The organism is Niallia circulans (assembly GCF_007273535.1).
Taxonomy (GTDB): domain Bacteria; phylum Bacillota; class Bacilli; order Bacillales; family Cytobacillaceae; genus Niallia; species Niallia circulans_B.
Window position 1 is genome coordinate 2,117,053 of sequence record NZ_RIBP01000004.1, and the last position, 26,982, is coordinate 2,144,034.

Here is a 26,982-nt window from a genome sequence, read left to right on the forward strand (position 1 = left end):
GGGATGCTTATAAGCATCCCTTTTTTATATGGATAAAAAAGAGACTGGGACAAATCAAAAGATAACCTTTCTAAACGCGAATAATAAAATTACATCTAAATTTGAAAATGAAGGTTGTGACTAAATAGTTAGTTCGTTTCATTGCGCCGCACCCAATCGCTTTTCGCGGGGAAAGCTTGAGATTCATCGTCTTGGCCTGCGGGGTCTAAAGCGTCCTCTATTTCCCGCAGGAGTCGAGTGACCTCCGCTCCATGCCACCAAGATTTCTAATTATTGTATTAAAACTGAAAAACAAAAAAACCGAACCATTTAATCAATAGTGAAATGCCCCCTGTCAAGTAGACAGTTGAAATAATAAAAAAGATTTAAACAGCTTGAGCTCTATATTCCATAGGGCTTAAGCCGTTTAATCGTTTTTGATATCTTTCATAATTATAAAAATGAATATACTCCTCTATCGCATGTTCAAGTTCCTCAAATGTCTTATATTTATGTATATAATACTTCTCACATTTCAGTGTTCCCCAAAAAGATTCCATCGGTCCATTATCAATACACCGACCAACTCTTGACATACTCTGCGTCATTTTCGCCGCATCTATCCTTTGCTTAAATCCTTTGGAGGTATATTGATACCCACGATCACTATGGATAAGTGGATGTTCCTCCTCTAATAATAGTGCAGTTGCTTGGTCTAGCGTCTTAAATACAAGTCTATTATTATTGGAATGTCCTATAACAAAACTTACAATGGAGCCATCATAAAGGTCACGAATTGCACTTAAATAAGCCTTCCTTGATTGGCCATACTTAAATTCCGTTACATCTGTAACCCATTTTTCATTTGGTTTCTCCGCAGTAAATTCTCGATTTAGTCTATTTTCCGCCACCTGTTTAGGAGTAAAGTGTTTATAACGTTTCTTCTTGATGCGGATAATCGAGCGTAAGCCCGCCACTTTCATTAGTCGATAGATTCTTTTATGATTAAGTTTCTCTTTAAACTGTCTATTCATGTGAAGCGTCATTTGACGATAACCGAAGGTACTATCCACTTTTTCATGAAGAATCTTCATTTCTTTTATGATTTTTTCATTCAGTAAATCCTGGGAAGTAGGGAGACGATTCAGCCATTTATAATAGGCGGATCGTGCTATTTTGACTATTTCACAAAGTAAAGAAATACTTATGTTTTCTTCCCTATGAAGCTCCTGGATAGCGATATATTTATCCTCGAATCGGATAGGCTTTATTTTCTCCTCCTTTCTATCTCCTCCAACTTTTTTAAATACAAATTCTCCGCACGCAACCGTTCATTTTCTCTTTCTAGCTTTTTCATTTGAAGCTTGAATTTTTCTTCTGGAGTTAGCTTTGATTCCTCTTTCCTTTTACCACGTCTATCTTTCAACGCTTCTTCTCCGCCATCTTCATACTTCTTTACCCAGTGATAAACTTGTTGATAAGAAACTTGATACGTATCCGCTGCTTCTTGATAATTTTTTCCGTTCCCCAAGCAATCAAGTACAATATGTAATCGTTCTTCCCAAGTTAGTTTGCTTTCATTAGTCATAGAGCCCGTCCTTTCTTGTGACGCATCTTTTAATTCACTATGACTATTATACTTCCTAATCCAACTTCTGAGGACAGAGGGATGGGATATTTCATACATTCTAGAAACCTCACGAATCGAAGAACCACCGGACAAATACTCTTTTATGGCGGATAACTTTAGTTCTTCCGAATATTTTTTCCATGCGGAAGACTCCTTTAATCCTTCTAAGCCAAAGGTATCAAACTTATATTTCCATTCCAAAACGGTGGCATGATGTACTTTATAAATGGATGCCACTTTAAGTGAAGAAAGTGATTCATCAAACGCCTTCACTATTTCATATTTTTCTTCTGCAGAGTAAAACTTTCGAGACATAAAAAATACTCCCCTATAGTATCCAGATTTTATTTTTTAACCTGTCTACCTATAGGGGAGCTTATCATAGTTGATTAAGTAGTTCGGTCTTTACGATGGTTCACATACTTATGTCCCAGCCTCCAAAGGATTACTGTATAACAAAATCATCTGGTATAATCTGCAAGCGATCAACGATTGGCAGTGCATCAATCCCCTTCAACAATACGTCCTGGTCATAATCGACAATAAATCTAGACATTTTATTCTCACTTGACGTAGGAACATTTTCAATGCTATTAACTGCTCTATTTGCTCTTATAGCATTAATCTCCAGTGAATTTTTCGCGAAAATCCCGCCCTTAATATAAAACAATGAACCTACACCATATAATTCAGCATCCTTTTCTGTATAGAAGAAGGCTTTTAATGGCTGAATGTTCTTTTCTTCTATCGGCAAGTACGGAATGCTTGGTTCGTTCATGTCAGAATAATTATTGAATTCATTCATTCGCGTTATTGTCAGTCTGTCTTTAGATATTAAAATCAACTGACCTTCTTCCGACTTGTTAGATTTGTTTGTGTACGGTAATCCAATAATATTAACGTTAGAAATAAAGCTTTCGGCATTAGAGTAAACGACAGAATTGAAACGGACGATGTCATTTTCTCCATCTGCTTCACCTTTCTCATCGCCCTTGACAGTAAAGTCATCAAGGCTAATGATATTGCTGTTCAGATCCATATTGGTATTCAATGGTCTGATGCTGAGTGTTTTACCTGCGAAAATATCACCATTCAGCTTAACTCCATTCGATGCCAAGCTTGTGGTTGTGTCTGCATCTGATTCAATGACAACCTTGCCTGCAGCGACCAAATCGGCCCAAGCAGTAACATTGCCTCCGAAGTTAATGAGATGAAGATCACCTGCTGTTTGAACATTTTGAAGGGAGATATCCTTATTGCTGACAATATACAGATTACCGTTAACGATTAAGTCCTTCTCAAATGTGATGGGATAGTTGCTGCTGTTAATAACAACATCACCATTAATTTGCACATTGTCAGTAAAGGTAATAGGACCGGTTTTGCTGTCTATCGTGAATCCATTTTCCAACTTATCTAAGGAATCTCCTATCACTGATTGTGGAACTTGTTGTGTATCGGTTTTGACAATATCAGTTTGTGCAGCTTTCGCAGTTACTTTAGTGCTGATTTCATTCTTGAGAACTGCTGAAAGATTAGCAACATCAGTCGTTGTTGAAACAGTCGTTGTTAAAGCATTTTTACTAAGCATCGTATTAATACGGTCCATCAGTGTTTGATCATACTTAATGTTAATGAATTGACTGTCATGCTTTAAGTCAGGAACGTCTTCTTTGTAGAAATTATCTTTTTTTAACTTTTCAAGGATAGCTGCTCCTGTACTGTAGAAGTCTCCGTTAACGGAAGGAGGGAGAGAAGCGACTGTTCTTGAATTACCTGCACGATCTTGGTACTTAGCATCGTTTGAAATGGATAAATAGTTGGCAAATGCATTACCATTTATATTAGAAGAACCATTTAGGAAAAGTCCGCTGTTCTTGTCCTCTGAAGCTGACCCAGCAGCATATTTTAGAAAGCTTGGCAATGGTGATAAAATGATTTTTTTCTTTAAAGTACGCGTGACATCCCCTTCATTTTCATTTGGGTTATTTGTTACAAGGACTATTTCCAGCACTCTTGTATAGTCGTAATTTCGGTTAATGGAATAGGAGCTAGTCTTTTTCTCGGTTGATTCATCACATGCAGTTTCTGCATTATTTGGTTTTAAGTAAACGACCTCGTTGTTACTTACGTCCTCTATGCTTAAGCATTGGATCGAAGCATTATAGTCTGCATTATTAACAATATCATTCAGGCTTGGGATGAGCACATTGTTTTGCAGTTCTCCTTGAAAGGAGGAATTTACGCGGTATGTGCCGTCTGAATTTTTTACCATATTCAGATTAAGTGTATTAAGCCTTGTGGCAATCGTAGATGTTATTTCATCTAGTACCTTTTTACTCTCGAAGGTGATGGTAATATCTGACTCTCGCGTTTCAACTCGTTTTGCCCCGCTGATCGAAGAAGCGACAATGGCGAGACCAATCGTTGTAAATACAATCGACACAAGCAGAACAGTAAGCAACGCATTACCTTGTTCATTTAGTTTGTTCATATTATTTCTCCTTAAAAGCCAAACTGGCTTTTTAGTGTTAGTGGCTTGTTAAGTTTTTCGTTATTGATAACAAAGTCGACATATATGACGCCATGAAGGCATGTGTCACTATTTGTTTTATCGGTTTCGCTGCATTGCAGCTTTATCTCCGAATTGCTGAAATCTCCGTTGCTTTCCAATGCTTTGCCATCAATGGAAACAGAAGTAATGGTTTTACCATCCACTGTAGTTGGGACAAACTCAATTGATCTTGTTGTGGTTTTGTCTGTTTTCGCTTTGCTGTAAGAATAGAAAGTAGAGTTATCCTTTTGATTTTCTGTAATTGCAGTCTGTTCGGAATCAACGAGTTGAACACTTTTTCCCTGCATTTGTACATAATCAAAAGGGGTGCTGTTAAAGGAATTCATCATCATTGACACGGCATAGTCTGCATCATCACGAATCTGACCTTCAATTTGGATTTTATTAAAAAGATTTATTCCGGTATGGAAAACTCCATAAATAACTGGCAATACGATTGCTGTTATGGCAAGAACCGCAAGTACCTCCATCAAGGTAAGCCCTTTTTCATCTAAGATCTTCACTTTTAATTGCCCCCTCAACAGAAGTTGTATATTCTCGCTTATTGACTTTCCAATCAACTTTAACCGTTAAAGGGATGAAATAGTCTGTATACTTTTTGTCCAGCGTTGGAACAATAGAAACATGATAGGGAATATTATTAATCGTTACCGGGCTGCAGTCTGTAGGTGTAGCATCGCCCTTCCATATTAGCTTGTATTCGTTATTGCATATTTGTAAAGTTCCAGAGGATTTTTCATTTTTCTCTAACCGTTCTCTTATCGCTATAAATGAATTCGTTCCTGTAGACTGTTCCATAAACGTTAAAGCATTTCTGGCGACGTTTACTGCTGCAGTCTTTTTTTGATTAGAATTTGTATACGAATAGGCTTGATTAAAAAAGTTCATTATACCTAATAAAATAATGCTCAATATAGTTAGGGAAACAAGTACTTCAATTAAAGTTAATCCTTTTGAACTAGATAATATCTTAAAAAATTTCATATATTCCCCTGCTTTCAAAATTACTAATCTTATTATACAATATTTATTAGTCGCAAAATGACTAAAAAAGTCGAAAATAAGTGCTAAAGTATTGGAAAAATAGAAAAAACTGTAGATTTTTTAGGATTTAGGATATTGGTCTAAGGAGGTTTGTCATGATATCATATGTTCTAGCCCTTTTTTCCCTTATATTAATTGTGCCGATTGTGTATTTTCTGCCATTAGGGTTTACGAAAAAGGGAAAATGGTGGATTATTGGCGCGGCATTGTTTACATCTGTTTGTGGCTTGTTGACACAGAAAATTTTCGAATGGTGGCAAACGGTGCTTTTCATGCTGTTATTTTTAATTATATTTACTTATCTTTTCATTAAAAAATCCTCAGAGATGATGTTTGATTCCCAAGAAGACGAAGAAGAATGGGAAGATGAAATGGATTGGGAGCTGGCAACAGCAGACCAGGCAGTTCCACAAAAGAATCGCTGGGAAATGGAAAGTAAAAATGACTCCTTTTTAGTAGAGGAAATGGAAGTGGAGCCAGTACTTGCTGTCCAAAGTAATACGATTGTAGAGGAAGAGGAAATCATTCCTGCTATTTCAGTTGAGGAAGAATTTATGAAATCCGATTTTTCTGCTAAAGAAGATGTTAATATTTTTGCAGAAGTGGACGAAATAATACTAGAGGAAAAAAGTGAGCATGAGGAGATTTCTGAAATAGATGTTCTCCCAATACAAACAGAAAGTACACCTGATGAAGATAAACAGTCAGAAAGCTATTCGTATATGGAAGAGCTTGAAAGGCTGATGTCTTCAAAAGAAACAGAGGACCTGCAAAAGACCAAGCCGAAAGAGTTGGAGGCAGGGCTTGCTGAATACGATATTTCCTTACTTGAAAATATCGAGGAAGCAGCAGTAAGTCTTGAGGAAGATCAAGCAGACAATCTTGAAGAGGAAAAGCTTGTCGACGAAGATTGGACTGTTGCTGACAAGATACAAGAACAGGAAGCAGCCAATCTGGTGGAAGAGATGGAATATTTGGAGCTGGAAGATGTGGAGGCTATGGCAGATGACATCGTGTCAGAGCCAGTCAAAACACCAGAGCCAATGATGGAATTAATGGATGGAATTTTAGAAGACAACACAGAAGAAATAAGCAATGAACATCTTGAAGTTCATGAATCAGACAGTGTGCCAGAGGAAGCGGAAGCTCCGCTTAATGTTATCTCACATCAAGTGATTAACAATACGCTTATGCAATTGAAGCTGATGAAAAATAGGCTTGATAAGGAAGAGTACGAATCCATTTTGGTGAAATGCCTAACTGATACATTGCCATTACACGAATACTTCACAATATCTAATTTATTGATTGAACATTTCGTACAACAAAACGAGCACTCTAAGCTGGAGTCATTTTTTGCCCAGTTGCAAACGAAATACGAACGAGAGCCTATCATCTTAGAACAGCTTAACTTTATGGAAAAGAACTATTTAAATAAATAATTATGTGAATAAGGTGAGGATATTATGAAAAACAGTGCACAAATTAAAGGATTGCCAATTATCAGCATTTCAAACGGACAACAAGAAGGAAAGGTTCATTCTCTTATTGTTAACCCGGAAAAAGGATCTGTTGATTTCTTGACTATTGAACAGGAAGAATGGCAAGAGAGTGTTGATGCTATTCCTTTCAAAAAGGTAGTTGGTGTCGGTGAGTATGCAGTAACGATAGAAAGTGCTCATGCCATTATGGATTTAAACGAGATTCCCATTGCCAGTGAGCTAGTGAATAAACAGATTACAATAATTGGCGCGAATGTCATCACTAGAAAAGGGGAGCTTATCGGCAAGGTAACCGAATTTTTGGTGGATGACGACAACGGCGGTGAAATTAAAGCGTTGCTGGCAGATGTGAAGAATGAGGAAGTGTTGATTGAGGCTGAGCTTGTTTTGACATACGGTAAAGACATCATCGTTGTAAAAGAAGAAGCATCTGCGAGCATTAAAGTGGCTGCTCCTAAAGAAGAAGCGTACGCACAAGAAACAGCTGTAGAAGCAGAGGAACTAATAGAGGAGATTTCCGCTTCCTCCCTTAAGGATATGGAAGAGGCAGAACGTCTTCAAGCATTAAAGGAAAAACAAGTAGAGCTATTGCTTAACAAGAAAGTAGTTAATGATATATACACAAATGAAGGCCAATTATTACTTGCTAAAGGTACTGTCCTGTCACTAGAGGATATTGAAAATGCTCAACTAGCAGGACCAAGCGTAGTAATTGAACTTTCAATGAATGTGGAAGCTTAATAACAAAGGAGCAAACACTGCATGAAAAACATCCAAGCTGCAAAGCTATTTGCCGCAATTTTGTTCGCCACTTCCTTTATTTTTAGTTTTTCCCAGTTCGGGACAAAGGCTTACAGTAATCTTTTTCAGAGTAATGACGGATATGAAGAGCATACAACAATTGCTGGCATCGATGTTTCTGGGATGAACCAACAGGAAGCCTTAAGTGCTTTAAGTGAAAAGCAGTCAGAATGGGAGAAAAACACGACGATTCAATTGAAATACAAGGAAAAGACCGTAGACTTTGATTTAAGTCAATTTGCTTTTCAATTAAAGGATTCTGTTGCCTCCATCAAACAAGGGGTTGACAATAATGTCATCGTCTCCCTTGACTTGCAAGAGATGGAGAGCTTTCTTACATCTGTATCTGCCGAACTGACAACTGATAATGCTTTTTATTTGTCTCGCTTAAACGATAGTTTAGTAGGAATGGCGGCAAGCTTGCAATCTGGCAATCAATTGATCGACTTAAATGAATACAGAATCAGCAAGGATGAAAAGACTGCCAAATTATCGGAGGCTACAGTGGACACTGATGACCAGAAAAACAGTTTGAAAAAATGGGTCAAGCAGTTTCCTACAATAACGATAAAACCGCAAACAACGATTTCCTTGCTCGAGTGGATGAAGGAAAACAATGGTGACGCCTATTCTGATAAAGTGCTGAGTATCGTGGCTACTGCGGTTCACACTAGCATTTTGCCAACGAATTTCACCATTTCAGAAAGGTATTTAAGCAACACCCTGCCTGCATTTGCTGAGCTAGGCTATGAAGCAAAAGTGAATAAAAAACAAAATATGGATTATCGTTTCTATAATCCAAATGAAGAAACATATACACTTTCGTTTGAGATGGTCAATAACAAGCTGTATGTAAGCTTAAATGGGGCAAAATTCTTGTATGACTATAAAGTGCTTTTATCTGACAAAGAGACATTTACGCCAAAAACGGTCCTTCAGTTTGACCCTAGCTTAAGTTTGAATGAAACAAGGGTCGTAGAAGAGGGCGCCGATGGACTTTATATAAAGGTATATCGAGAGTCTAAGAACGAAAATGGGGAAATTGTCAAAAAAGAATTAATTAGTGAAGATTTTTATGCTCCAGTTAATAAGGCGATTGCACATAGTCTCCTTGTTGAAGAGGACGTGACAATTGATTCTGATGAAACCAGTACAGAAGAAGAGTCAGCTAGTAATGCAACGACAGATTCCGACTCAGAAGCATCAGAAACGGATGAAAGCGCAGCGGACACAGAAGAGAGTACTGACAAATCGACTGACACTACAGATGCTGACAAGACTACAACTACAACAAATAATACGGAAGAAACTGCGGACAGCGGAACGACAAAATAATTTAAAGGGAGGGATTTAGGATGAAACAAATTCGAAAACGACTTGGAGACTTGTTAGTGGAAGCTGGTTTGCTGACAGAGGAACAGCTTCAGCAGGCACTTACAGACAAGCATCCAGATCAAAGGCTTGGTGACAGTTTGCTTCAAAAGGGATTCATCACAGAGCAGCAGCTTATTGAAGTATTGGAATTACAATTAGGCATTCCACACGTTAGCTTGTACCGATATCCTTTTGACCCTAAATTATTTACGATTGTTTCAAAGGAAACAGCGAAAAGACAGCTGATTATCCCTCTGAAAAAGGATGGAGAAAAACTGTATGTAGCAATGGCTGATCCGATGGACTTCTACACAATCGATGATTTGCGTCTGTCCACTGGCTTTCAAATAGAAACAGCGATTGCCTCAAAGGACGATATTTTGCGGGCGATAAACAAATACTACGATATGGATGAAGGCTTTGAGGAATTGCTGTCAGATCCAAATGACATTGGTGAAAGCCAAACAGACGGCATGATGGAGCAGGATTCGCCAATCGTAAGACTTGTTAACCAAATCCTGACGAATGCAGCAACATTAAAAGCAAGTGACATTCATATAGATCCACAGGAAACAAAGGTTGTTATCCGCTATCGTGTTGATGGGGTGCTTCGTGTAGAACGAGTACTTCCAAAGCATATGCAAAGTGTATTGATCGCAAGACTTAAAATCATGGCGAATTTGGATATAACCGAGCACCGAATTCCTCAGGATGGTAGAATCAAAATCAATTTGGACTTCCATCCAATTGATTTGCGTGTCTCGACATTGCCAACAGTTTATGGAGAAAAGGTTGTTATGCGTCTTCTTGATTTAGGAAGTGCCTTGAATGACTTGAATAAGCTTGGGTTTAATAAAGTTAATTTTGGGCGTTTTGTTGAAATGATTGAAAAGCCGACAGGAATCGTGTTAATAACTGGGCCAACAGGTTCCGGGAAATCGTCGACATTGTATGCGGCGCTTAATCGCTTAAACAGTGAGGAAGTCAATATTATTACGGTCGAGGACCCTGTTGAATATCAGTTGGAAGGCATTAACCAAATACAAGTTAACAGCAATGTCGGGATGACATTTGCCGCAGGTCTGCGTGCAATTCTTAGGCAGGACCCGAATGTCATTATGGTTGGGGAAATACGGGATAAAGAAACAGCAGAAGTTTCTGTAAGAGCTTCATTGACAGGACATCTTGTATTAAGCACCCTTCATACTAATGATTCTTTAGGATCTATAACTCGTTTGCTGGATATGGGAGTCGAGCCGTTTTTGGTCGCATCCTCGCTAAGTGGCATTGTCGCACAGCGCCTTGTTAGAAAGGTATGCAGAGACTGTGGTGAGGTTCATCCGGCTTCAATAAGAGAAAAGGAAATCTTCGCCAAACGAGGATTATCTATTGATAAGGTTGCAAGAGGCCGAGGCTGTGCATCCTGCAATATGACAGGCTACAAAGGCCGTGTTGCTATTCATGAGGTGCTAGTTATAAATGATGACATGAAAAGTGTCATCATGAATGGAGAGTCCTTTATAAAGCTTCGTGAGCTTGCGATTAAAGCAAAAACAATCTTTTTGATTGATGATGGCTTATTAAAAGTAAAACAAGGAATTACTACAACTGAAGAAGTGCTTCGTGTAGCTATCCCTGACTAGGAGGGACTAACGTGTATAACAATATCGACCATTTGCTTCGGGTCGGCTTCGAGCTGAAAGCTTCAGACATCCATTTGACGGTCGGAGTTCCTCCTGTCATGCGGATAAATGGTGAGCTAAGAAGATACGGGAAAGAAAGTCTAACCCCTGCAGATACAGAGAAAATGGCAAAAGAAATGATTCCAGAGGATTTATGGGATGCGTTTAAGGAAAAAGGTGAGCTTGATTTTTCCTATAGTTTAACAGGTGTTTCCAGATTTCGGGTCAACACATATAAGCAGAGAGCCTGCGTTGCCTTGGCAATAAGGGTAGTGCCGACATCGATTCCTAACTTGGAGGAATTGCGGCTGCCGCAAATTTTGAAGAAAATCAGCGAAAAGCCGCAAGGACTCATTCTAGTAACAGGACCGACCGGAAGCGGTAAATCAACAACACTTGCAGCGATGATTGCTTATATGAACGATACGATGAGAAAGCATATTATCACACTAGAAGACCCAATTGAGTATTTGCATAAGCATGGCAAATGCATCATTGACCAGCGTGAAGTCGGGTTTGACACGAACAATTTCGCAAATGGTTTGCGCGCATCCTTAAGACAGGACCCGGACGTTATTCTGGTTGGAGAGATGCGTGACTTAGAAACGATTCAAACAGCAATAACCGCAGCAGAAACTGGCCATTTGGTGCTTGGTACTCTTCATACATCAAGTGCACCGGCAACAATTAACCGTATTATTGATGTATTTCCGCCATCCCAGCAGGATCAAATTCGTATCCAGCTAGCATCTGTTCTTGTCAGTATTGTGTCACAACGGCTGTTTCCAACACCTGATAAATCAGGAAGGGTTTCGGCAACAGAAATTCTCATTAATAATGCAGCCGTCGCCAACTTGATTCGCAATGAAAAGATTCACCAAATCTTGAATATCATGCAGACATCAAGAGCCGCGGGCATGCACACATTAGAAAGCAATGTGAAGGAGCTTGTCCAAAAAGGTGCGATATTAAAAGAAGCAGCACTGCCATATTTACAGGAGGAGCAAAGCAATGGCTCGTTATAAATATGAGGGAAGAGACCGTAGAGGTAAGAAAACAGGCATCGTTACGGCACAGTCCAAACGTGATGCGATGCTGCAGCTGAAGGAAAAAGGAATAAGAGTCATGGAAATGAACGAAATTCCTGAGACTTTGCTCACAAAGGAGCTAACCCTTGGCAGTCCTGTGAAGCTGCAAGACTTTGTTATATATTTACGCCAATTTGCGACATTGCTGAAAGCTGGTATTTCTGTTGTTGAATCGACTGCTATTTTGGCGCAGCAAACGGAAAGCAAAGGGCTTCGAAAAGCATTGCTTGCAGTTGAGCAGGATTTGCGTGATGGAAATCCGTTGTCTCAAGCAGCGAGCAAGCATCGTAAAGTGTTTTCAAGCATGTTTGTCAACATGATCCGTGCAGGAGAAGCAAGTGGAAGCATGGACGAAACATTAGAAAGACTTGCCGTTCACTATGAAAGACAGCATTTTACAAAGCAGAAGATTGTTTCAGCACTAACGTATCCGATAGCAATAGCCATCATAGCCATTGTCGTTGTTATCTTTTTGCTTGTCAGCATTGTGCCGACATTTGTGGATATGTTCAAGGATTTTGGCGGTGAATTACCGGCAATCACCCAATTCGTCTTAAATGCAAGTGAATTTATGCAAGTATTTTGGTGGCTAATTGTTCTATTGATGATTGGATTTGTCGTCGGCATTCTTGTCGTTCGAAATAATAAAGCATCAAAATACTATTTGGACTACTTCCTTTTACGGATACCAATATTCGGGAAAATTCTGCAAAAGGCAGCATTGGCAAGAATGACAAGAACGTTAAGCTCCCTGTTTTCAAGCTCTGTGCCGATATTACAGGCAATTGCCATTGTTGAAAGTGTTATTGAAAATGAAGTGATGTCAAAGGTGCTTATCAAGTCAAGAAGCGCATTGGAGCAAGGACAATCTCTGACAACTCCAATGAAGGCACACTGGGTCTTCCCGCCGCTCGTCACGCAAATGATAGCCATCGGGGAAGAAACAGGTTCTCTTGATGCAATGCTTTCAAAGGTCGCCGATTTCTACGAAAGAGAAGTCGAAAGCGCAACAGACAGACTAAAGTCCTTAATCGAACCAATCATGATCGTCCTGCTTGCAGGCATCGTTGGAACTATTGTCACATCCATCATGGTACCGATGTTTGAGATATTCAACCACGTTCAATAAAAAATAGGACTTTTTCCTTAAAATAACTATATGCATAAATCTGCTTATCTAGTATAATAGCAATAGGTTGTACACAACCAAACAAAAATACCTTTCTAAAGAGGAGACAAATATAATGGGTCAATTATTAAAAAAACATATTAAAAATGAAAAGGGACTAACGCTTATCGAGCTATTAGCAGTTATCGTTATCCTTGGTATCATCGCAGCAATCGCTATTCCTAGCATTGCGAATATTATTAAGAATTCTAGATTTGATGCAGTTAAAGCAGATGCGGTTCAAATCTTGAACGGTGCACAGACTTATGTTTCATCAAATGATTACACTACAGGAACATTAACAGAAGAGCAATTAGACCAATATGTTGAAAATGTTACAACATTTGATGAAGGTTATGACGTAATTGTTGGAACAAATGGATTAACATTTACTGGTAATGGAGAAAAAGGAAACATAACTATAGAATTCAAAAACGCTACTTTAGCAGGTATTAATGCTGCTGAAAGAGATGGCGATGACAATACAATAGACGAATAATCGAGGTAAACATAATGTATAAGATCTACCTACTAATCTTCCTATACGGAATAACACTAGGCTCCTTTTACAACGTCGTTGGGCTCAGGGTTCCATTGAAGAAATCGATTGTTAGGCCAAGATCGCATTGTTCGAATTGCGGGCATACATTAACACCGCTAGAATTAATACCTGTTTTAAGCTATATGTTGGTAAGGGGGAAATGCAGATGCTGCAAGGCATCGATTTCCCCCTTATATCCTATATTTGAGCTTTTAACAGGTGTTCTTTTTGTTTTATGCCCTATTTTTCTTGGCTGGGAAGCAGAGCTTTTTGTAGCATGGACGTTCATCTCTTTATTGATGATCATCACTGTTTCCGATATAACCTATATGATTATTCCAGATAAGGTGCTGTTGTTTTTCGGTACCTTGCTTTTGGCAGAAAGAGTGTTTATTCAGCTTGACCCATGGTGGGACAGCTTATTGGGAGCAGCTGTCGGCTTTGTCCTTTTATATGTGATTGCTGTCGTCAGCAAAGGCGGCATGGGTGGCGGAGATATTAAGTTGTTTGCAGTGCTTGGCCTCGTCCTTGGCGTTAAGCTGGTCCTGCTTACTTTCTTCCTTTCCACCTTGTTTGGCACGGCAGGCGGCCTTATTGGCATGTATACAGGCAAAGTAAAAAAAAGCAAACCGATTCCGTTCGGACCATTTATTGTGATCGGCGCGCTTGTCAGCTACTTTTATGGTAATGACCTAATTAATTGGTATATGAATGTATTTCTTTAAGGAGCAGGGATAATGGCTATTCGATTTAACCTAGGAAAAAGTAAATTTGTCAATATAACAGTAAAAGATCATGTCATCCGTTATGCAGAGTTAAAGAACGGCCATGAAACCTCTGTCCAAAGCTGGGGCGAACGCTACTTGCCGGCAGGTCTGATTCATGATGGTGCGATCCAGGATGTAGAGACCTTTTCGATGATAATGGAAGAGTGCATACAAGAATGGAAAATTGCCAAAAAACAAGTCCGCTTCCTTGTTCCTGATTCATCTGTCGTTATTCGGAAGATTTCGATTCCAGAAGATGTGACACCTGATGAAATTAAAGGCTACTTATATATGGAATTAGGGACATCCATTCATTTGCCATTTGAGAATCCTGTTTTTGACTATCATTTATTAAAAGAAAAAGACAAAAATAAAAAACAAATTATTTTATTTGCGGCACCGGAAAATAATATCGCTGATTTAGCGGAAATTCTTGATGAAGTGAAGCTAAAGCCTGCCGCTGCTGATATTTCCGCGCTGGCTCTTTATCGCTACTATCACCATACAAACAAGACACCAGAAAACGATGGGGTCATGATTATCGAAGTTGACTTAAAAACAGTTAATATCAGTATTTTCGAAGATCATCATCCACTCTTCATGCGCCACTTAAACATTGAAGCAGACAATGATAAATGGGTGCAGGCAAGTAACGGCCCAGGTCTTGTTTACAATGGTGACAATGTAGATGTTTGGAATGGATTAGATGATATATATAAAGAGCTGGAAAAAGTAATGAGCTTCTACCGCTATACTCTCAACAAGGGAGATAAGCAAGTGAAAAAACTGGTGATTACAGGAGACCACCCTTGGCTTTCTGGCATTATAGACCAATTAAAGGAAAGGTTTGATAATGCAGAGCAGATGAAGGGGTTCGGCCCGAGTTTGAATGATGAGCCTATACCAACAAGTATACATGTCAACATTGGTTTAGGATTAAAAGAGGTGTAACCATGCTTGTAGAAATTAACCTCCTACCTAAAAAAGAGCCTAAGAAATCAGCCATGCTCGCATGGGTCCTCGCAGCAGCAGGACTTGCAGCATTGCTTGCAGGCTTGTTTTTTTGGCAGTACACCAATGACAAGAAAAAGTTGGATTCGGTCGAGGAAAGCCTTGTTCTTAACAATAAAATTGCAGAATCTTCACAGGCAAGCTTAAAAAATTATGAAGAATCCGACTCTGCTAAAGATTTGAAAACGGCGATTACTTGGGCGGAGGAGCAAAAGGTCGATAATGTCTTTATACTAAAACAGCTTACGGCAATTTTACCTGATAGAGGCTTCATTCAAGAGCTGGAAGTGAGCGAAAAGGAAAAAGTCACGCTTAATGTCCAGTTCGACACAAAAAGTGCTGCAGCATACTATTTAAACTCTCTCCTTCAATATAGCTGGGTTGATGAGGCTGTTCTTGTTGACAGCAAATCGACAGATATTTTGGAAGGTAAAGTGAGTGACCAGATAGACGAGGCAATTGAAAGTCTTAAGGAAGGCGATATTGAGCCAAGATACTATGCTACCTATGAAATAATGTTTAGTGCTGCAGGAATAAAAGCAGCCCAAAAGACAGATGAAGGGGAGGATTCCCCATGAGATTTAGCGAAAACAGATCGCTTTTTTTGTTCCTGCTAAGTGCAGTAATTATATTAGGTGCAGGTGCTTATACGTATTATGCATACTTGCAGCCACTTTCTACCAATGTAAATACGAAGGAAACGGAGCTGCAGCTTGTTAAACAGCAGGTTTCCATTCTTGATTCGAAAATTAAAGCGGCAAAAGAAAGCACAAAAACTAGCACTGTTCAGCTTCAGCAGCAGGTGCCTGTGAAACGATTGCTTGAACAAGCCCTTTTGCAAATAGAAAAAGCAGAAATTATTTCAGACACAAATCTAATCGAAATAAAGCTGAATGGCACAGACTCGGATGAAACAGTTACGGAGGAAGATTTGACAACAGCTGATAAAGCGATAGATGATGCCAATAAGTCAGACAGCGAAGCAAGTGATGAAAAGGCAGCAGACGCTGAAACAACGTTGCCAAACGGCATCAAAAAAACAACCATCAATATTTTAGGAGAGGCAAACACCTATTTCGACCTGGAGAAACTGTTAGAGCAGCTTCAGTCCTCTAAACGGATTATGGATATTGATTCGTTGAAAATCACTGGAACGAAGGAAGTTATGGAAGTAGAAGATAACGATCAGAAAATTGAGTTCGAGATGACATTATCCATATACTATTATCCAGAGTTGGAAGACTTGATCAATGACTTGCCATCAATGGAAAGCCCTGCTTCAGCAGACAGGAAGAACCCATTTGCAGGGGTGTCTACAGAGGAAAATGACAATTAAGAAATTAATTCCTAGATTAAATGATAAAGGTTTAACCCTTGTCGAGCTGCTTGCAGTCATTGTCATTATAGGTATTATTGCCGCAATTGCTGTTCCTTCTGTCATTAAGGTGATCCATGACATGAGAGACAAATCCTTTGTTGCAAATGCATGGAATATGAAGGAAGCTGCCGATTTTTATATTAAAGAGGCAACAACAAGTGGAAATGGAGCCAATGAGCGCATTACTTATAAAGAGCTTGTTGATAATGGATATATGAGTAAATTCAATGATCCTGATACAGATAACATCATGCCTCCTTCTGATGACAGCTATGTGACAATTTATAGTAACGAGACAATTGCTGTTTGTATAAAAGGCGAAAAACGAAATCTTTGCACAAATGAAGGCGAAGAACAAGCGATTCAGTATAAGGATTTAAAAACAAGTCTAATACTGTCTAATTAAAACTGAATTTGACGAAATCATTCTATAACAAGACGACAAAAGTCTTGTTATTTTTTTTTGCTAGTATGATAGGATGAACAAAACTAGTAAATGGAGGTAGGACGAGTGACTGAAAAGCCGGAGAGCCGCAAAACGATTACTATAAAAATCAACGGAAAAGACCGTCCGTTCCAAAATAAGGAATCAAAGATGCAGTCTGCTGAACAAAAGGACAGTAAAAAAAGTGAGACTGCAAATCCTCTGCCTGACAGATCTGTGGAGGAGGTTGCGGCAGGAAGTGAAGCGATTGAAGACGAAAGCTTTGACTGGATTCTTCCAAATGAAGATGAGTCCGACGACATAAAGGAATTTCAATTGCAGCAAGCCCCAAATAAAAAGCAAGGCAAGCTTCCAAAAAAAATGCAGAAAGGCAGCAAAAGAAATCTATCAAAGGGAATGGTTGCATCGATTTTTTTTGCTGTGTTTTTTGCGATTGTATTAGGGACAGGCTTCGGTTTTGTGCTGCTGAAAATGGTCGATACAGATAAGACAGCGAATGCCGTCAATAATTCTGCAGCCCCAACACAAGCCGCTGGGACTGACAGCAAGGAACAAGCCGCTTCTGGAACCATTGCCGCTACTAAAGGGGAAATTAGTACGTTTGTCGTTCAGTATGGTGTTTATACGACAAAGGCGTCTGCAGATAGCGAATTTAACAAGCTTTCAGATAAAGGAATCATTGCACAAAAAGTGCCAGTAGACGGGAAAACAGCAATCTACTTAGGGGTAGCTGCTGATTTGGACAGTGCCAAAACCCTAAAAACAGATAAAGAAGCAGACGGAGTCGCTCCTTCCCCTTATGCAAAGGAAATGATCTTTGCTGGCGGAGATGCAGGAAAGGTCAGTGAGGCAGAAAAGCAGTTTTTAGATGCTGCACCTGAAATTTACAGTGCCGCAAGCAGTGCATTAACGAGTGCATATGCTGACGGTTCTATTTCAGCCGATACTGTAAAAAAACTAGAAGAGCAGCAAAGTGCGCTAGATAAATTAAAAATTAGTGATTTTAAAGACGGAGCAGTTAAGAATGCAGCCGAAAATCTTGCAGGCAGTGTCTCAGGGGCTGCAGCGCTTTCCAAAGACGGTGGTGCAGCCAAGCAGGAAGCAGTTCAAAAGGCACTTTTAGCTTTTTTGGCAAACTATGTCGAAATTGGCTCATAAACTTTATATTACCTGGGAAATAATAAAGGAAGCGTTTGCTTCCTTTATTTTTATTTTTATTGAGGATTTTGTAACTATTTGAAACTAAATACATGGTGTTTACGTCAGATTAAGTAAGGAGAAGTCAAAGGGAATTTTCGATATATTTCTACAAATTACATACTGTTACATTTCATTTACTATTTGTTAAAAAATTATCAATCAAAATTGTAACTGCCTGTATTCTTTGATAGGATAAGTTTGTATCTCCCATTATGAAATGTTAGGTTGGTGGAATTATGTCTAAGAAAAAAAACCTCATATTAGCCTCATCTTCTCCTCGACGAAAAGCGCTCCTTGAAGATCTTCATATATCTTTTGAAGTTTCCAGTAGTGATGCGGATGAAAGTTTTGACAAGTCCCTTGCACCTGAAGAGATAGTGATCGAGTTGGCCCGAAGAAAGGCAGATGCCGTATCAAAGGCGAACCCTGAAAGCTATTGTTTAGGTGCGGATACAATTGTATACCATAATGGAAATGTCCTTGGGAAACCCGCTTCCCGAGAAGAGGCATTCCAAACATTAAAGGGACTGTCCGGGGTTTGGCATGCTGTTTACACAGGTGTATCCATCTCGGCAAATGGAAAACATACCGTTTTTTATGAAAAAACTAATGTTCTGTTCTGGGAATTGACAGATGAAGAAATAAACGCATATCTCGACACCGGGGAACCGTTTGATAAGGCTGGTGCCTATGGCATTCAAGGAGTTGGCAGACTTTTGGTGAAAGAAATCAAAGGAGATTATTTTACGGTGGTTGGACTGCCGATATCCAGGACTATCCGTGAATTACGGGCACTTGGATTTGATATGCCTCATTAAATAGGTGAACTCCCCCATCTCCATTCTTCATAGAATAGGTGATAGGAGGATAATATAAGCATGGACTCTATTTTAATTAAGGATTTCCCGAAAGAGGAGCGTCCCAGAGAACGTTTTATGCAAATGGGTGCTGAAAGCTTAACAAATCAGGAGCTGATTGCTATTTTGATCCAAACAGGTTCAAAAGATGAATCGGCTTTGGATGTTGCAAACAGACTGCTACATCACTTCAATGGGCTGAGAACCTTGAAGGATGCAACATTAGATGAGCTAAAGGCAATCAAGGGTATTGGAACGGCGAAAGGACTTCAGCTTTTGGCAGCATTAGAGCTTGGCGGACGTGTTACAAAGCTTGCCTTTAAGGACAGGTATGCCATTCGTTCCCCTGAGGATGCGGCCAAATACTTAATGGATGAAATGAGATTCCTGTCACAGGAGCATTTTATCTGCTTGTACCTCAATACAAAAAATATCGTCATGCATAAGCAGACAATCTTTATTGGCAGCTTGAATGCCAGTATCGTTCATCCGAGGGAAGTATATAAGGAAGCGATAAAGCGCTCAGCAGCTTCCATTATCTGCCTGCACAACCATCCTTCCGGTGATCCCTCGCCAAGCAGGGAGGATGTGGAAGTAACAAAAAGGCTGGCAGACAGCGGCAAGATCATCGGGATAGATTTACTCGATCATATCATTATTGGGGAAAATAAATTTGTAAGTTTAAAGGAGAAAGGATATATATGATACTGTTCTTTTATCCATATTTAAGATATAATAATGTTTATGATTTTTTTGCCTAAATATGTCTGAATATGACAAAAAATATATGATTATGATAACAAGGAGAAAATCTACCTGCTTAAAAATTAGCACATAGTTTCAGAAAGGGAGATACATTATGTTTGGAATTGGAACAAGAGACCTTGGAATTGATTTAGGAACAGCAAACACACTAGTTTATGTGAAAGGGAAGGGCATTGTCGTAAGAGAACCATCTGTTGTTGCCCTGCAGACAGATACAAAAAGCATTGTTGCAGTCGGTAATGATGCGAAAAACATGATCGGTAGAACACCTGGAAATGTCGTTGCACTTCGACCAATGAAGGATGGGGTTATTGCTGATTACGAAACAACAGCTACTATGATGAAATATTACATTAAGCAAGCTACTAAGAACAAAGGTTATTTCTCTGGTAAGCCTTATGTAATGGTTTGTGTGCCTTCTGGTATCACTGCAGTTGAAGAAAGAGCTGTAATTGACGCAACACGCCAGGCTGGTGCTCGTGATGCGTACACGATTGAAGAGCCGTTCGCTGCGGCAATTGGAGCTAACCTTCCTGTTTGGGAACCAACAGGTAGCATGGTTGTTGACATTGGTGGAGGTACAACCGAAGTGGCAATCATTTCATTGGGCGGTATTGTTACAAGCCAATCAATCCGCATCGCTGGGGATGAAATGGATGATGCAATCGTAAACTATATTCGCAAGACGTATAACCTGATGATCGGGGAAAGAACTTCTGAAAGCATCAAAGTCGAAATTGGCAGTGCTGGAAGCCCTGGTGAAATAGAAAACATGGATATCCGCGGTAGAGACTTGTTAACTGGTCTTCCGAAAACAATCAAAATCACGGCGGAAGAAATAGCAATCGCTTTGAAAGATACAGTTGCGGCTATCGTTGATGCAGTGAAGGTTACGTTGGAGAAAACTCCTCCTGAGCTTGCTGCAGATATCATGGACAGAGGTATCGTTCTTACGGGAGGCGGTGCACTTCTTCGCAATTTAGACAAGATTATCAGTGAAGAGACTAAAATGCCTGTCGTAATTGCAGAGGATCCTTTAGACTGTGTGGCAACTGGAACTGGGAAAGCCCTTGACCATATCCACCTGTTTAAAAACAAAGCAAAAGATTCACGATAATTCCTTTAGAGGTGTTTTGTCATGCCACAGTTTTTCATGAATAAACGATTAATTATTTTGCTTGTTAGCATTATTATTCTCGTGGCATTGATAGGGTTTTCCTTAAGCCGTTCAAAGCTTACCTGGCCGGAGCAGTTCATCAAAGACACGACCGGCTGGGTGCAAACCCTAGTTTCAAGGCCTGTCCATTATGTGGCAGGTGTCATTGATAATGTAAAAGACTTGCAAGATACATATCAAGAAAATAAAGAATTAAAAGCCAAAATTGAAGAATACGGACTTTTGAAAGCACAGGTTCAAGGCTTGCAAAAGGATAATGAAGAGTTGCAGAAAATTGTTGATGAGTATCCTTCTTTAAATGATAAGAAGCTACTTAAGGCAACGATTGTCAGCAGAGACCCTAATCAATGGAATGAATTGATTACAATCAACAGAGGCAAAAACGATGGTGTGGAAAAAGACATGGCAGTTATCACTTCAGCTGGGCTAATCGGTAAGATTAAATCCGTTAGCACAGGAACTGCAACTGTCCAGCTGTTGAGTTCAGAAGATCCAACAAACAGAATTTCCGCTTATATTCAAAAGGATGAAAACAACAAAGAAAAAACCAAAAAGACTTCTGTTTTTGGTCTAATTGAAGATTATGATAAGGAATCAAAAAACCTAATTATGACATGGGAGGAAGTTCCTGACGGCCTTGAGGTGAAAAAGGGACAAATTGTCTCAACATCAGGCTTAGGAGGAGTTTTCCCGCCAGATTTGGCTATTGGTAAAGTAGTTAAGGTAGAGTCGGATGAATATGGCTTAGCGAAGAAAGCTTATATTGAGCCAGCAGCAGATTTTTATGATATAGAGCATGTTCTTATTGTAAAAAGAGAAAGCAGCGAGGACGACGAATGAGAAAGTTTCTTATCGGCTGTCTGATTGCTTTCATGTTCATTCTCGAAAGCATATTTGTAGAACTGCTGCCTGGAGATTTGTTTTCGAATCATATTTTAGTGCCGCACTTTTTGATTATTACTATTTTCTTTTTCTCCATTTATGCAAATCGTAATGCTGCGATAATTTATGCCTTTGTTTTTGGGTTGCTCGTTGACGTTGTATATACGGAAGTGCTTGGGATATATTTCTTTGTGTTCCCCTTCACTATCTACATATGCAGTAAAATAATGAAGGTGCTGCATGCAAATTTGCTGGTGGTTTCCGTCATATCATTACTAGGTATTACTATTTTAGAGATGATCGTGTATGAAATTAACTTTCTTATTCATTTGACAAGTATGGAATTTATTTATTTTCTCCAACTACGTCTTGTCCCAACATTGATATTGAACGCGATTTTTCTTGTGATTGCTGCATACCCTTATAAGCGTATTTTTGAAAAGTATGCTGTAGAAAGCAAGGATTGAGAACTGTATGCGAATGTTAATGAAATAACCCTTTTCCATAAAGTGTTTTTTTTGCTTTATGGGAAGGGATTTTTCTAGTATTGTCATCATTTTTCAATTCTTTGCATTGTTTTAAAGAGGATTTTTATTTACTTTTGTCGAATATATAGCAGGAACAAGACTTTTTTTAGATAGACAGATAAGGATTATTCCTTTTTCTAGCAGAGGTGAACATCTTGAAATGAAAAGAAAGCAGTTAGTAACCATTAAGGGGACAAAAAGTGGCTTAAGCCTTCATCTCCATGATAACTGTTCCTATGAAGACATGATGAGGGAGCTTGAGGACAAGCTTCGTGAAAGCTCAAGCATGCACGGGGAGAAACAGAATATTACAGTTAATGTTGAGCTTGGCAATAGATACATAACAGAGAATCAGAAAGAAGAGCTTATCGAGGCGATTCAATCTAAAAAGAATCTCTCTGTCCAAGATATAAACAGCAATATTATTACAAAGTCAGAAGCGGAACAAATTGCGCAGGAAAACGAGATTGTATCCGTTGCTAGTATCGTTCGTTCTGGTCAGGTATTGGAGGTTCCAGGCGATTTATTGCTGATTGGTGATGTCAATCCTGGTGGTAAGGTAGTCGCAGGAGGCAATATCTATATAATGGGCAGCTTAAAAGGTGTGGCACATGCAGGTGTGAATGGAAATGAGAAGGCGATTGTCGCTGCATCTGTTATGAGGCCGACACAGCTTCGCATCAATACATTGATAACGAGAGCGCCTGATGAGTATCCTGAAAAAGACAAACGGGATATGGAATGCGCATATGTGGATAACAGTGAAATTATGATTGATAGATTACAAGTGTTAACACATCTAAGACCGAATTTGACAAAATTGGAAGGGGGACAAAATAATGGGTGAAGCTATTGTTGTAACATCTGGAAAAGGTGGTGTCGGGAAAACCACCACGAGTGCTAATATCGGAACTGCTCTTGCATTGCAAGGGAAAAAAGTATGTTTAATAGATACAGATATAGGTCTGCGTAACCTTGATGTTGTTATGGGACTTGAAAATAGAATTATCTATGATTTAGTGGATGTTGTGGAGGAAAGATGCAAAATTCATCAAGCGCTTGTTAAGGATAAAAGATTTGATGATTTATTATACTTGCTGCCTGCTGCACAAACAAGCGATAAAACGGCAGTGCATCCGAAGCAGATGAAGGAGCTTGTCCTTAAGCTTAAACAGGATTACGATTATATTATTATTGATTGCCCGGCAGGAATCGAACAAGGCTATAAAAATGCTGTTGCTGGTGCAGATAAAGCAATTGTCGTAACAACACCTGAAGTATCATCTGTCAGGGACGCAGACAGAGTTATTGGCCTACTTGAAAAAGAAGATCATATCGAATCTCCGATGTTAGTTATTAACCGTATTAGAAATCATATGATGAAAAACGGTGACATGCTTGATATTGATGAAGTAACATCCCATCTATCCATTGGCTTGCTTGGAATAGTTGCAGATGATGATGAAGTAATAAAAGCATCTAACAGCGGTGAACCGATTGCGCTTAATCCAAACAGCAAATCATCACTTGCATACCGAAACATTGCCAGAAGAATTCTAGGTGAAACAGTTCCGCTTCAACATTTAGAAGAAGAATCAAAAGGCATGTTTGCCCGTATAAAAATGTTCTTCGGAGCGAAATAAAAAAAACTGCCGACAACTGGAAAGGTTGTCGGCAGTTTTTTATTTTCGCCAGAAAGTAGTACAGTCTGCCTTATCGGCAATATTAAATTCAATCATTTTTGCCAACAGAGAAAAATCTACTGGTTTTTCCCACTTGATGCGCACTAATTCTTTCGTGTGATCATAACCGGATTCTTTAATATCATTGGAAAAACGTTCAATGACGATTTTTTCAGGAGCAACTGCTAAATGGTGTTTAGCAATGCTGAATCCGATAATAAATGTTTCGTGGTCTGTAAACATTGGCTGCTTCCATGCTATTTTTGCGCCTAGATTTGGATAGTTCTCTGCAACCCAACTTAAAACCGCTTCTGTCCGTTCCCGATGCAGCGGGTTATCAATTTTCTCTAAATATTCTGCGAATGCTTCCATTAGTTCCTCCTGCTAGAAATTAGCTTTTTTTACAGCACCCTCCTTAAAACAGAGGGATAGCCTTTATTATGATTTTGTAAGGCGTTTGCGAATATACAAGAAAAGGATAACAATGATAGCAAGTGCAATCACTACATAAATAATATTGGAGTAAATATCCATATATTCAACGATCGATTCCCATGATGAACCAACAGCAGCGCCGATTCGAATCAGTACATAGTTCCAAATAAGCGTACCAAGTGTTGTTAATACAAGGAAGATACCGAAATTCATTTTTGCCATTCCAGCAGGCAGAGAAATTAAGCTTCTAATAAGCGGAATAAAACGACAGAAAAAAACAGTCCAGTAACCGTATTTGTCAAACCAGCCGTTTGCTTTATGTACATCTTCTTTAGTCAATCTTATAATATGTCCCCATCTATCTACTATACTCTCTATCTTTTCCATGTTTAAAAGTGTTCCGATCCAATAAAGGATGACTGCACCCAAAATAGATCCAACTGTCGACACAGCAACAACACCAAAAACAGTCATATCTGTATAGGTTGTCATGAAACCGCCGAATGTTAGGATGATTTCTGATGGGATGGGAGGAAAGATATTTTCAATTGTTATCAATAATAATATCCCGATATAACCGAATTCCTCCATCGTGTTTGTAATCCAATTTTCCATAAAGACCTCCTTTTGGTTTAACGATTATGTGAATTGCCCTTTCTCATAAGGACAAATATTATCCATAAACAGTATTACTTTAATAATAGCAAAAGTAGTGACGAAATTGCCAATATTAACATGAGAATAATAGAAGTACATAAATTTACACGCTGTTGTCATACTTGTTTTAAATGATTCATAGAATAAGACTATTAGGACAAGGTATTGGGGGAGGAGAGACTTTTGAGTTCACGGGCAGATGAAATCAGGAGAAGAATTGAAAAAAGAAAAAGAGAGCGCGAAAGAATGCAGAAAAATGTGGAGAGACGGATTCTTTGGAATGATGAAGAAGAATCTAACGACCACAATACCTTCCATTATGATAATGAAAATAAGGATGATTTTCATCCACTATTCCGCAAGGATTTATTCCTATTAAAAATACTAGGTGCAGCTGTTTTGTTTTTAGCAGTGGCGATTATTGTGAGAAATCAATCTCCTACCCTCCAAACAGCGGAATCATCAATTAGACAAGCAATGAATCAAGAATTCAATTTTGCCTTTGTGTCTGATTGGTATGAGGACCAGTTTGGCAAGCCGCTTGCCTTCTTACCAACAAAGGCTGGTGAGGAAGAACCTGCAGATGACAGTCCTTTACAGCAATATGCCCTTTCTGCTTCTGGGAAAATTTTAGAAGATTTTGCTGATACAGGACAACGGGTTGCAATTGAGACAGGCATTGATACGACAGTGCAGGCATTGAATGAAGGGACGGTTACATTCATAGGGGAGAAAGAGGGGTTTGGAAACACCGTGGTAATACAGCATAGTGATAAAAGCGAATCTTGGTATGGCAATTTGGAAGAGGTTGATGTAAGAATTTACGAAGCTGTCAAAAAAGGCACCAAGGTCGGTTTAGCTTCAGGCTATGGAACAAATGAAACACTTGGCTTATTCTATTTTGCTATAAAAAAAGATGATGATTTTATCGATCCCATTCAGGTGATCGAGTTTGAATAAGTATCTTCGTGTATTTCAATCCATTTATATTCATCCATTCTTATGGGCTGTTATTGGCATAGGCGTAATAACCGCCCATTTTTATGAATTATGCTTGCTTTTGCTTATCATCCTTGTGCATGAATTAGGGCATGCACTCGCTGCGGCTCACTTTTCATGGAGAATTAAACGAATTGCTTTGCTTCCTTTCGGTGGTGTGGCGGAAATGGATGAGCATGGTAATAGACCGTTAAAAGAGGAAGCAATTGTAACGATTGCTGGACCACTGCAGCATATATGGATGGTTGCATTAGGCTATATCGCCTATGAACAAGGGTTGATGTCCGAATACCTTTTTCAGTCTTTTTTAGAATTTAATCTGATGATTTTTTGTTTTAATTTACTTCCTATTTGGCCGTTGGATGGGGGAAAGATTCTGTTTTTGTTTTTATCCTTAAAAAAGTCCTTTCCGGCTGCCCATAAAATAACACTGCTTTTGTCCTTAACTGGTACCCTTTTGTTTTTAGGTGCCATCCTTTTATATATGCCAACAAATCTTAATGCATGGATTATTTTGCTGTTTTTATGGTTCTCGCTTTTTTATGAGTGGAAGCAAAGGCGCTATATATTCCTCCGGTTTTTACTGGAAAGATATTATGGGAAAACAAATGAACTCAGAAAGCTGATGCCGATAGAGGTCAAAGAAGAAGAGCTTTTGGTTCATGTGCTTGAACGGTTTCAGCGTGGCTGCAAGCATCCAATCGTGTTAAAGAAGGGGAAAGTGAATCACTCTTTAGATGAGAATGAAGTGCTTCACGCCTATTTTGCTGAAAAGCTTGTGACAGCTAAAGTTAGTGATTTACTGTACCGGTGAGT

Annotated in this window: 28 protein-coding genes; 22 read left to right on the forward strand and 6 right to left on the reverse strand. The window is 39.1% G+C overall.

Annotated features, from left to right (window positions below; translation table 11 throughout):
* Positions 1-365: 365 nt before the first annotated feature.
* From CEQ21_RS18295 to CEQ21_RS18310, 4 genes are all read right to left on the reverse strand, one after another.
* A protein-coding gene (locus tag CEQ21_RS18295) for an IS3 family transposase (protein WP_235907135.1) occupies positions 366-1,924 on the reverse strand; the annotation gives its coding sequence in 2 pieces (ribosomal slippage) (positions 366-1,273 and positions 1,273-1,924; 1,560 coding nt in all).
* Positions 1,925-2,054: 130 nt separating this feature from the next.
* Positions 2,055-4,103, reverse strand: a complete 2,049-nt coding sequence (locus CEQ21_RS18300; protein ID WP_185765752.1) for a hypothetical protein — start codon at positions 4,101-4,103, stop codon at positions 2,055-2,057.
* An 11-nt stretch (positions 4,104-4,114) separates the two neighbouring features.
* Positions 4,115-4,687 (reverse strand): PulJ/GspJ family protein, encoded by a 573-nt coding sequence (locus tag CEQ21_RS18305; RefSeq protein WP_127737237.1) that lies wholly within the window; start codon positions 4,685-4,687, stop codon positions 4,115-4,117.
* Positions 4,671-5,168: a type IV pilus modification PilV family protein gene (locus CEQ21_RS18310; RefSeq protein ID WP_127737239.1), complete on the reverse strand. Its 498-nt coding sequence runs from the start codon at positions 5,166-5,168 to the stop codon at positions 4,671-4,673. Before CEQ21_RS18310 ends, CEQ21_RS18305 begins: the two co-directional genes overlap by 17 nt.
* Positions 5,169-5,323: 155 nt before the next feature.
* Between CEQ21_RS18310 and CEQ21_RS18315 the strand changes: the two genes are divergently transcribed.
* The 20 genes from CEQ21_RS18315 (at position 5,324) to minD (ending at position 24,036) form a co-directional block, all read left to right on the forward strand.
* Entirely contained in the window at positions 5,324-6,670 is a 1,347-nt protein-coding gene (locus tag CEQ21_RS18315; protein ID WP_185765753.1) for a hypothetical protein, read from the forward strand.
* A gap of 24 nt (positions 6,671-6,694) precedes the next feature.
* On the forward strand, positions 6,695-7,471 hold the full coding sequence (locus CEQ21_RS18320; protein WP_185765754.1) for a PRC-barrel domain-containing protein: 777 nt from the start codon (positions 6,695-6,697) through the stop codon (positions 7,469-7,471).
* A 21-nt stretch (positions 7,472-7,492) separates the two neighbouring features.
* Positions 7,493-8,866 carry a G5 domain-containing protein gene (locus CEQ21_RS18325; protein WP_185765755.1) on the forward strand — a complete coding sequence of 458 codons (1,374 nt, stop codon included), beginning with the start codon at positions 7,493-7,495 and terminating at the stop codon, positions 8,864-8,866.
* A gap of 20 nt (positions 8,867-8,886) precedes the next feature.
* Positions 8,887-10,548 (forward strand): GspE/PulE family protein, encoded by a 1,662-nt coding sequence (locus CEQ21_RS18330; protein WP_185765756.1) that lies wholly within the window; start codon positions 8,887-8,889, stop codon positions 10,546-10,548.
* Positions 10,549-10,559: 11 nt separating this feature from the next.
* Entirely contained in the window at positions 10,560-11,612 is a 1,053-nt protein-coding gene (locus CEQ21_RS18335) for a type IV pilus twitching motility protein PilT (protein WP_185765757.1), read from the forward strand.
* Positions 11,599-12,804, forward strand: coding sequence for a type II secretion system F family protein (locus CEQ21_RS18340; protein ID WP_185765758.1), 1,206 nt, complete (start codon positions 11,599-11,601; stop codon positions 12,802-12,804). Before CEQ21_RS18335 ends, CEQ21_RS18340 begins: the two co-directional genes overlap by 14 nt.
* Before the next feature lie 115 nt (positions 12,805-12,919).
* Complete coding sequence (locus tag CEQ21_RS18345) at positions 12,920-13,342, forward strand: prepilin-type N-terminal cleavage/methylation domain-containing protein (RefSeq protein ID WP_185765759.1); 423 nt, start codon at positions 12,920-12,922, stop codon at positions 13,340-13,342.
* A 14-nt stretch (positions 13,343-13,356) separates the two neighbouring features.
* Positions 13,357-14,109, forward strand: coding sequence for a prepilin peptidase (locus CEQ21_RS18350; protein WP_185765760.1), 753 nt, complete (start codon positions 13,357-13,359; stop codon positions 14,107-14,109).
* Positions 14,110-14,121: 12 nt separating this feature from the next.
* Positions 14,122-15,102, forward strand: a complete 981-nt coding sequence (gene pilM / locus CEQ21_RS18355) for a type IV pilus biogenesis protein PilM (RefSeq protein ID WP_185765761.1) — start codon at positions 14,122-14,124, stop codon at positions 15,100-15,102.
* Positions 15,103-15,104: 2 nt separating this feature from the next.
* Positions 15,105-15,740, forward strand: coding sequence for a fimbrial assembly protein (locus CEQ21_RS18360; protein WP_185765762.1), 636 nt, complete (start codon positions 15,105-15,107; stop codon positions 15,738-15,740).
* Positions 15,737-16,498, forward strand: a complete 762-nt coding sequence (locus CEQ21_RS18365) for a kinetochore Spc7 family protein (RefSeq protein ID WP_185765763.1) — start codon at positions 15,737-15,739, stop codon at positions 16,496-16,498. The genes CEQ21_RS18360 and CEQ21_RS18365 overlap by 4 nt, the downstream gene beginning before the upstream one ends.
* A complete protein-coding gene (locus CEQ21_RS18370) occupies positions 16,488-16,946 on the forward strand; it encodes a prepilin-type N-terminal cleavage/methylation domain-containing protein (protein WP_185765764.1) in 459 nt (152 codons plus the stop codon). Before CEQ21_RS18365 ends, CEQ21_RS18370 begins: the two co-directional genes overlap by 11 nt.
* Before the next feature lie 105 nt (positions 16,947-17,051).
* The gene (locus CEQ21_RS18375) at positions 17,052-18,143 is read left to right on the forward strand and encodes a hypothetical protein (protein ID WP_185765765.1); all 1,092 of its coding nucleotides are present in this window, start codon (positions 17,052-17,054) and stop codon (positions 18,141-18,143) included.
* Between the two features lie 278 nt (positions 18,144-18,421).
* The gene (locus tag CEQ21_RS18380; protein ID WP_185765766.1) at positions 18,422-19,003 is read left to right on the forward strand and encodes a Maf family protein; all 582 of its coding nucleotides are present in this window, start codon (positions 18,422-18,424) and stop codon (positions 19,001-19,003) included.
* A gap of 60 nt (positions 19,004-19,063) precedes the next feature.
* The gene (radC, locus tag CEQ21_RS18385) at positions 19,064-19,747 is read left to right on the forward strand and encodes a RadC family protein (protein WP_185765767.1); all 684 of its coding nucleotides are present in this window, start codon (positions 19,064-19,066) and stop codon (positions 19,745-19,747) included.
* A gap of 154 nt (positions 19,748-19,901) precedes the next feature.
* The gene (locus tag CEQ21_RS18390; protein WP_127737271.1) at positions 19,902-20,924 is read left to right on the forward strand and encodes a rod shape-determining protein; all 1,023 of its coding nucleotides are present in this window, start codon (positions 19,902-19,904) and stop codon (positions 20,922-20,924) included.
* 21 nt (positions 20,925-20,945) lie between these two features.
* On the forward strand, positions 20,946-21,824 hold the full coding sequence (gene mreC / locus CEQ21_RS18395; protein ID WP_185765768.1) for a rod shape-determining protein MreC: 879 nt from the start codon (positions 20,946-20,948) through the stop codon (positions 21,822-21,824).
* Entirely contained in the window at positions 21,821-22,333 is a 513-nt protein-coding gene (gene mreD / locus CEQ21_RS18400) for a rod shape-determining protein MreD (RefSeq protein ID WP_185765769.1), read from the forward strand. Before mreC ends, mreD begins: the two co-directional genes overlap by 4 nt.
* A 220-nt stretch (positions 22,334-22,553) precedes the next feature.
* Positions 22,554-23,240: a septum site-determining protein MinC gene (gene minC / locus CEQ21_RS18405; protein ID WP_185765770.1), complete on the forward strand. Its 687-nt coding sequence runs from the start codon at positions 22,554-22,556 to the stop codon at positions 23,238-23,240.
* A complete protein-coding gene (gene minD, locus CEQ21_RS18410; protein WP_127737279.1) occupies positions 23,233-24,036 on the forward strand; it encodes a septum site-determining protein MinD in 804 nt (267 codons plus the stop codon). Before minC ends, minD begins: the two co-directional genes overlap by 8 nt.
* A gap of 39 nt (positions 24,037-24,075) precedes the next feature.
* Here minD and CEQ21_RS18415 read toward each other — a convergent pair whose 3' ends face one another.
* Positions 24,076-24,447 (reverse strand): iron chaperone, encoded by a 372-nt coding sequence (locus CEQ21_RS18415; protein WP_185765771.1) that lies wholly within the window; start codon positions 24,445-24,447, stop codon positions 24,076-24,078.
* A 66-nt stretch (positions 24,448-24,513) separates the two neighbouring features.
* On the reverse strand, positions 24,514-25,125 hold the full coding sequence (locus tag CEQ21_RS18420; protein WP_185765772.1) for a DedA family protein: 612 nt from the start codon (positions 25,123-25,125) through the stop codon (positions 24,514-24,516).
* A 225-nt stretch (positions 25,126-25,350) separates the two neighbouring features.
* Between CEQ21_RS18420 and CEQ21_RS18425 the strand changes: the two genes are divergently transcribed.
* Positions 25,351-26,127, forward strand: coding sequence for a M23 family metallopeptidase (locus tag CEQ21_RS18425; protein WP_185765773.1), 777 nt, complete (start codon positions 25,351-25,353; stop codon positions 26,125-26,127).
* Positions 26,120-26,980 (forward strand): M50 family metallopeptidase, encoded by an 861-nt coding sequence (locus CEQ21_RS18430; protein ID WP_185765774.1) that lies wholly within the window; start codon positions 26,120-26,122, stop codon positions 26,978-26,980. Before CEQ21_RS18425 ends, CEQ21_RS18430 begins: the two co-directional genes overlap by 8 nt.
* Positions 26,981-26,982: the final 2 nt, after the last annotated feature.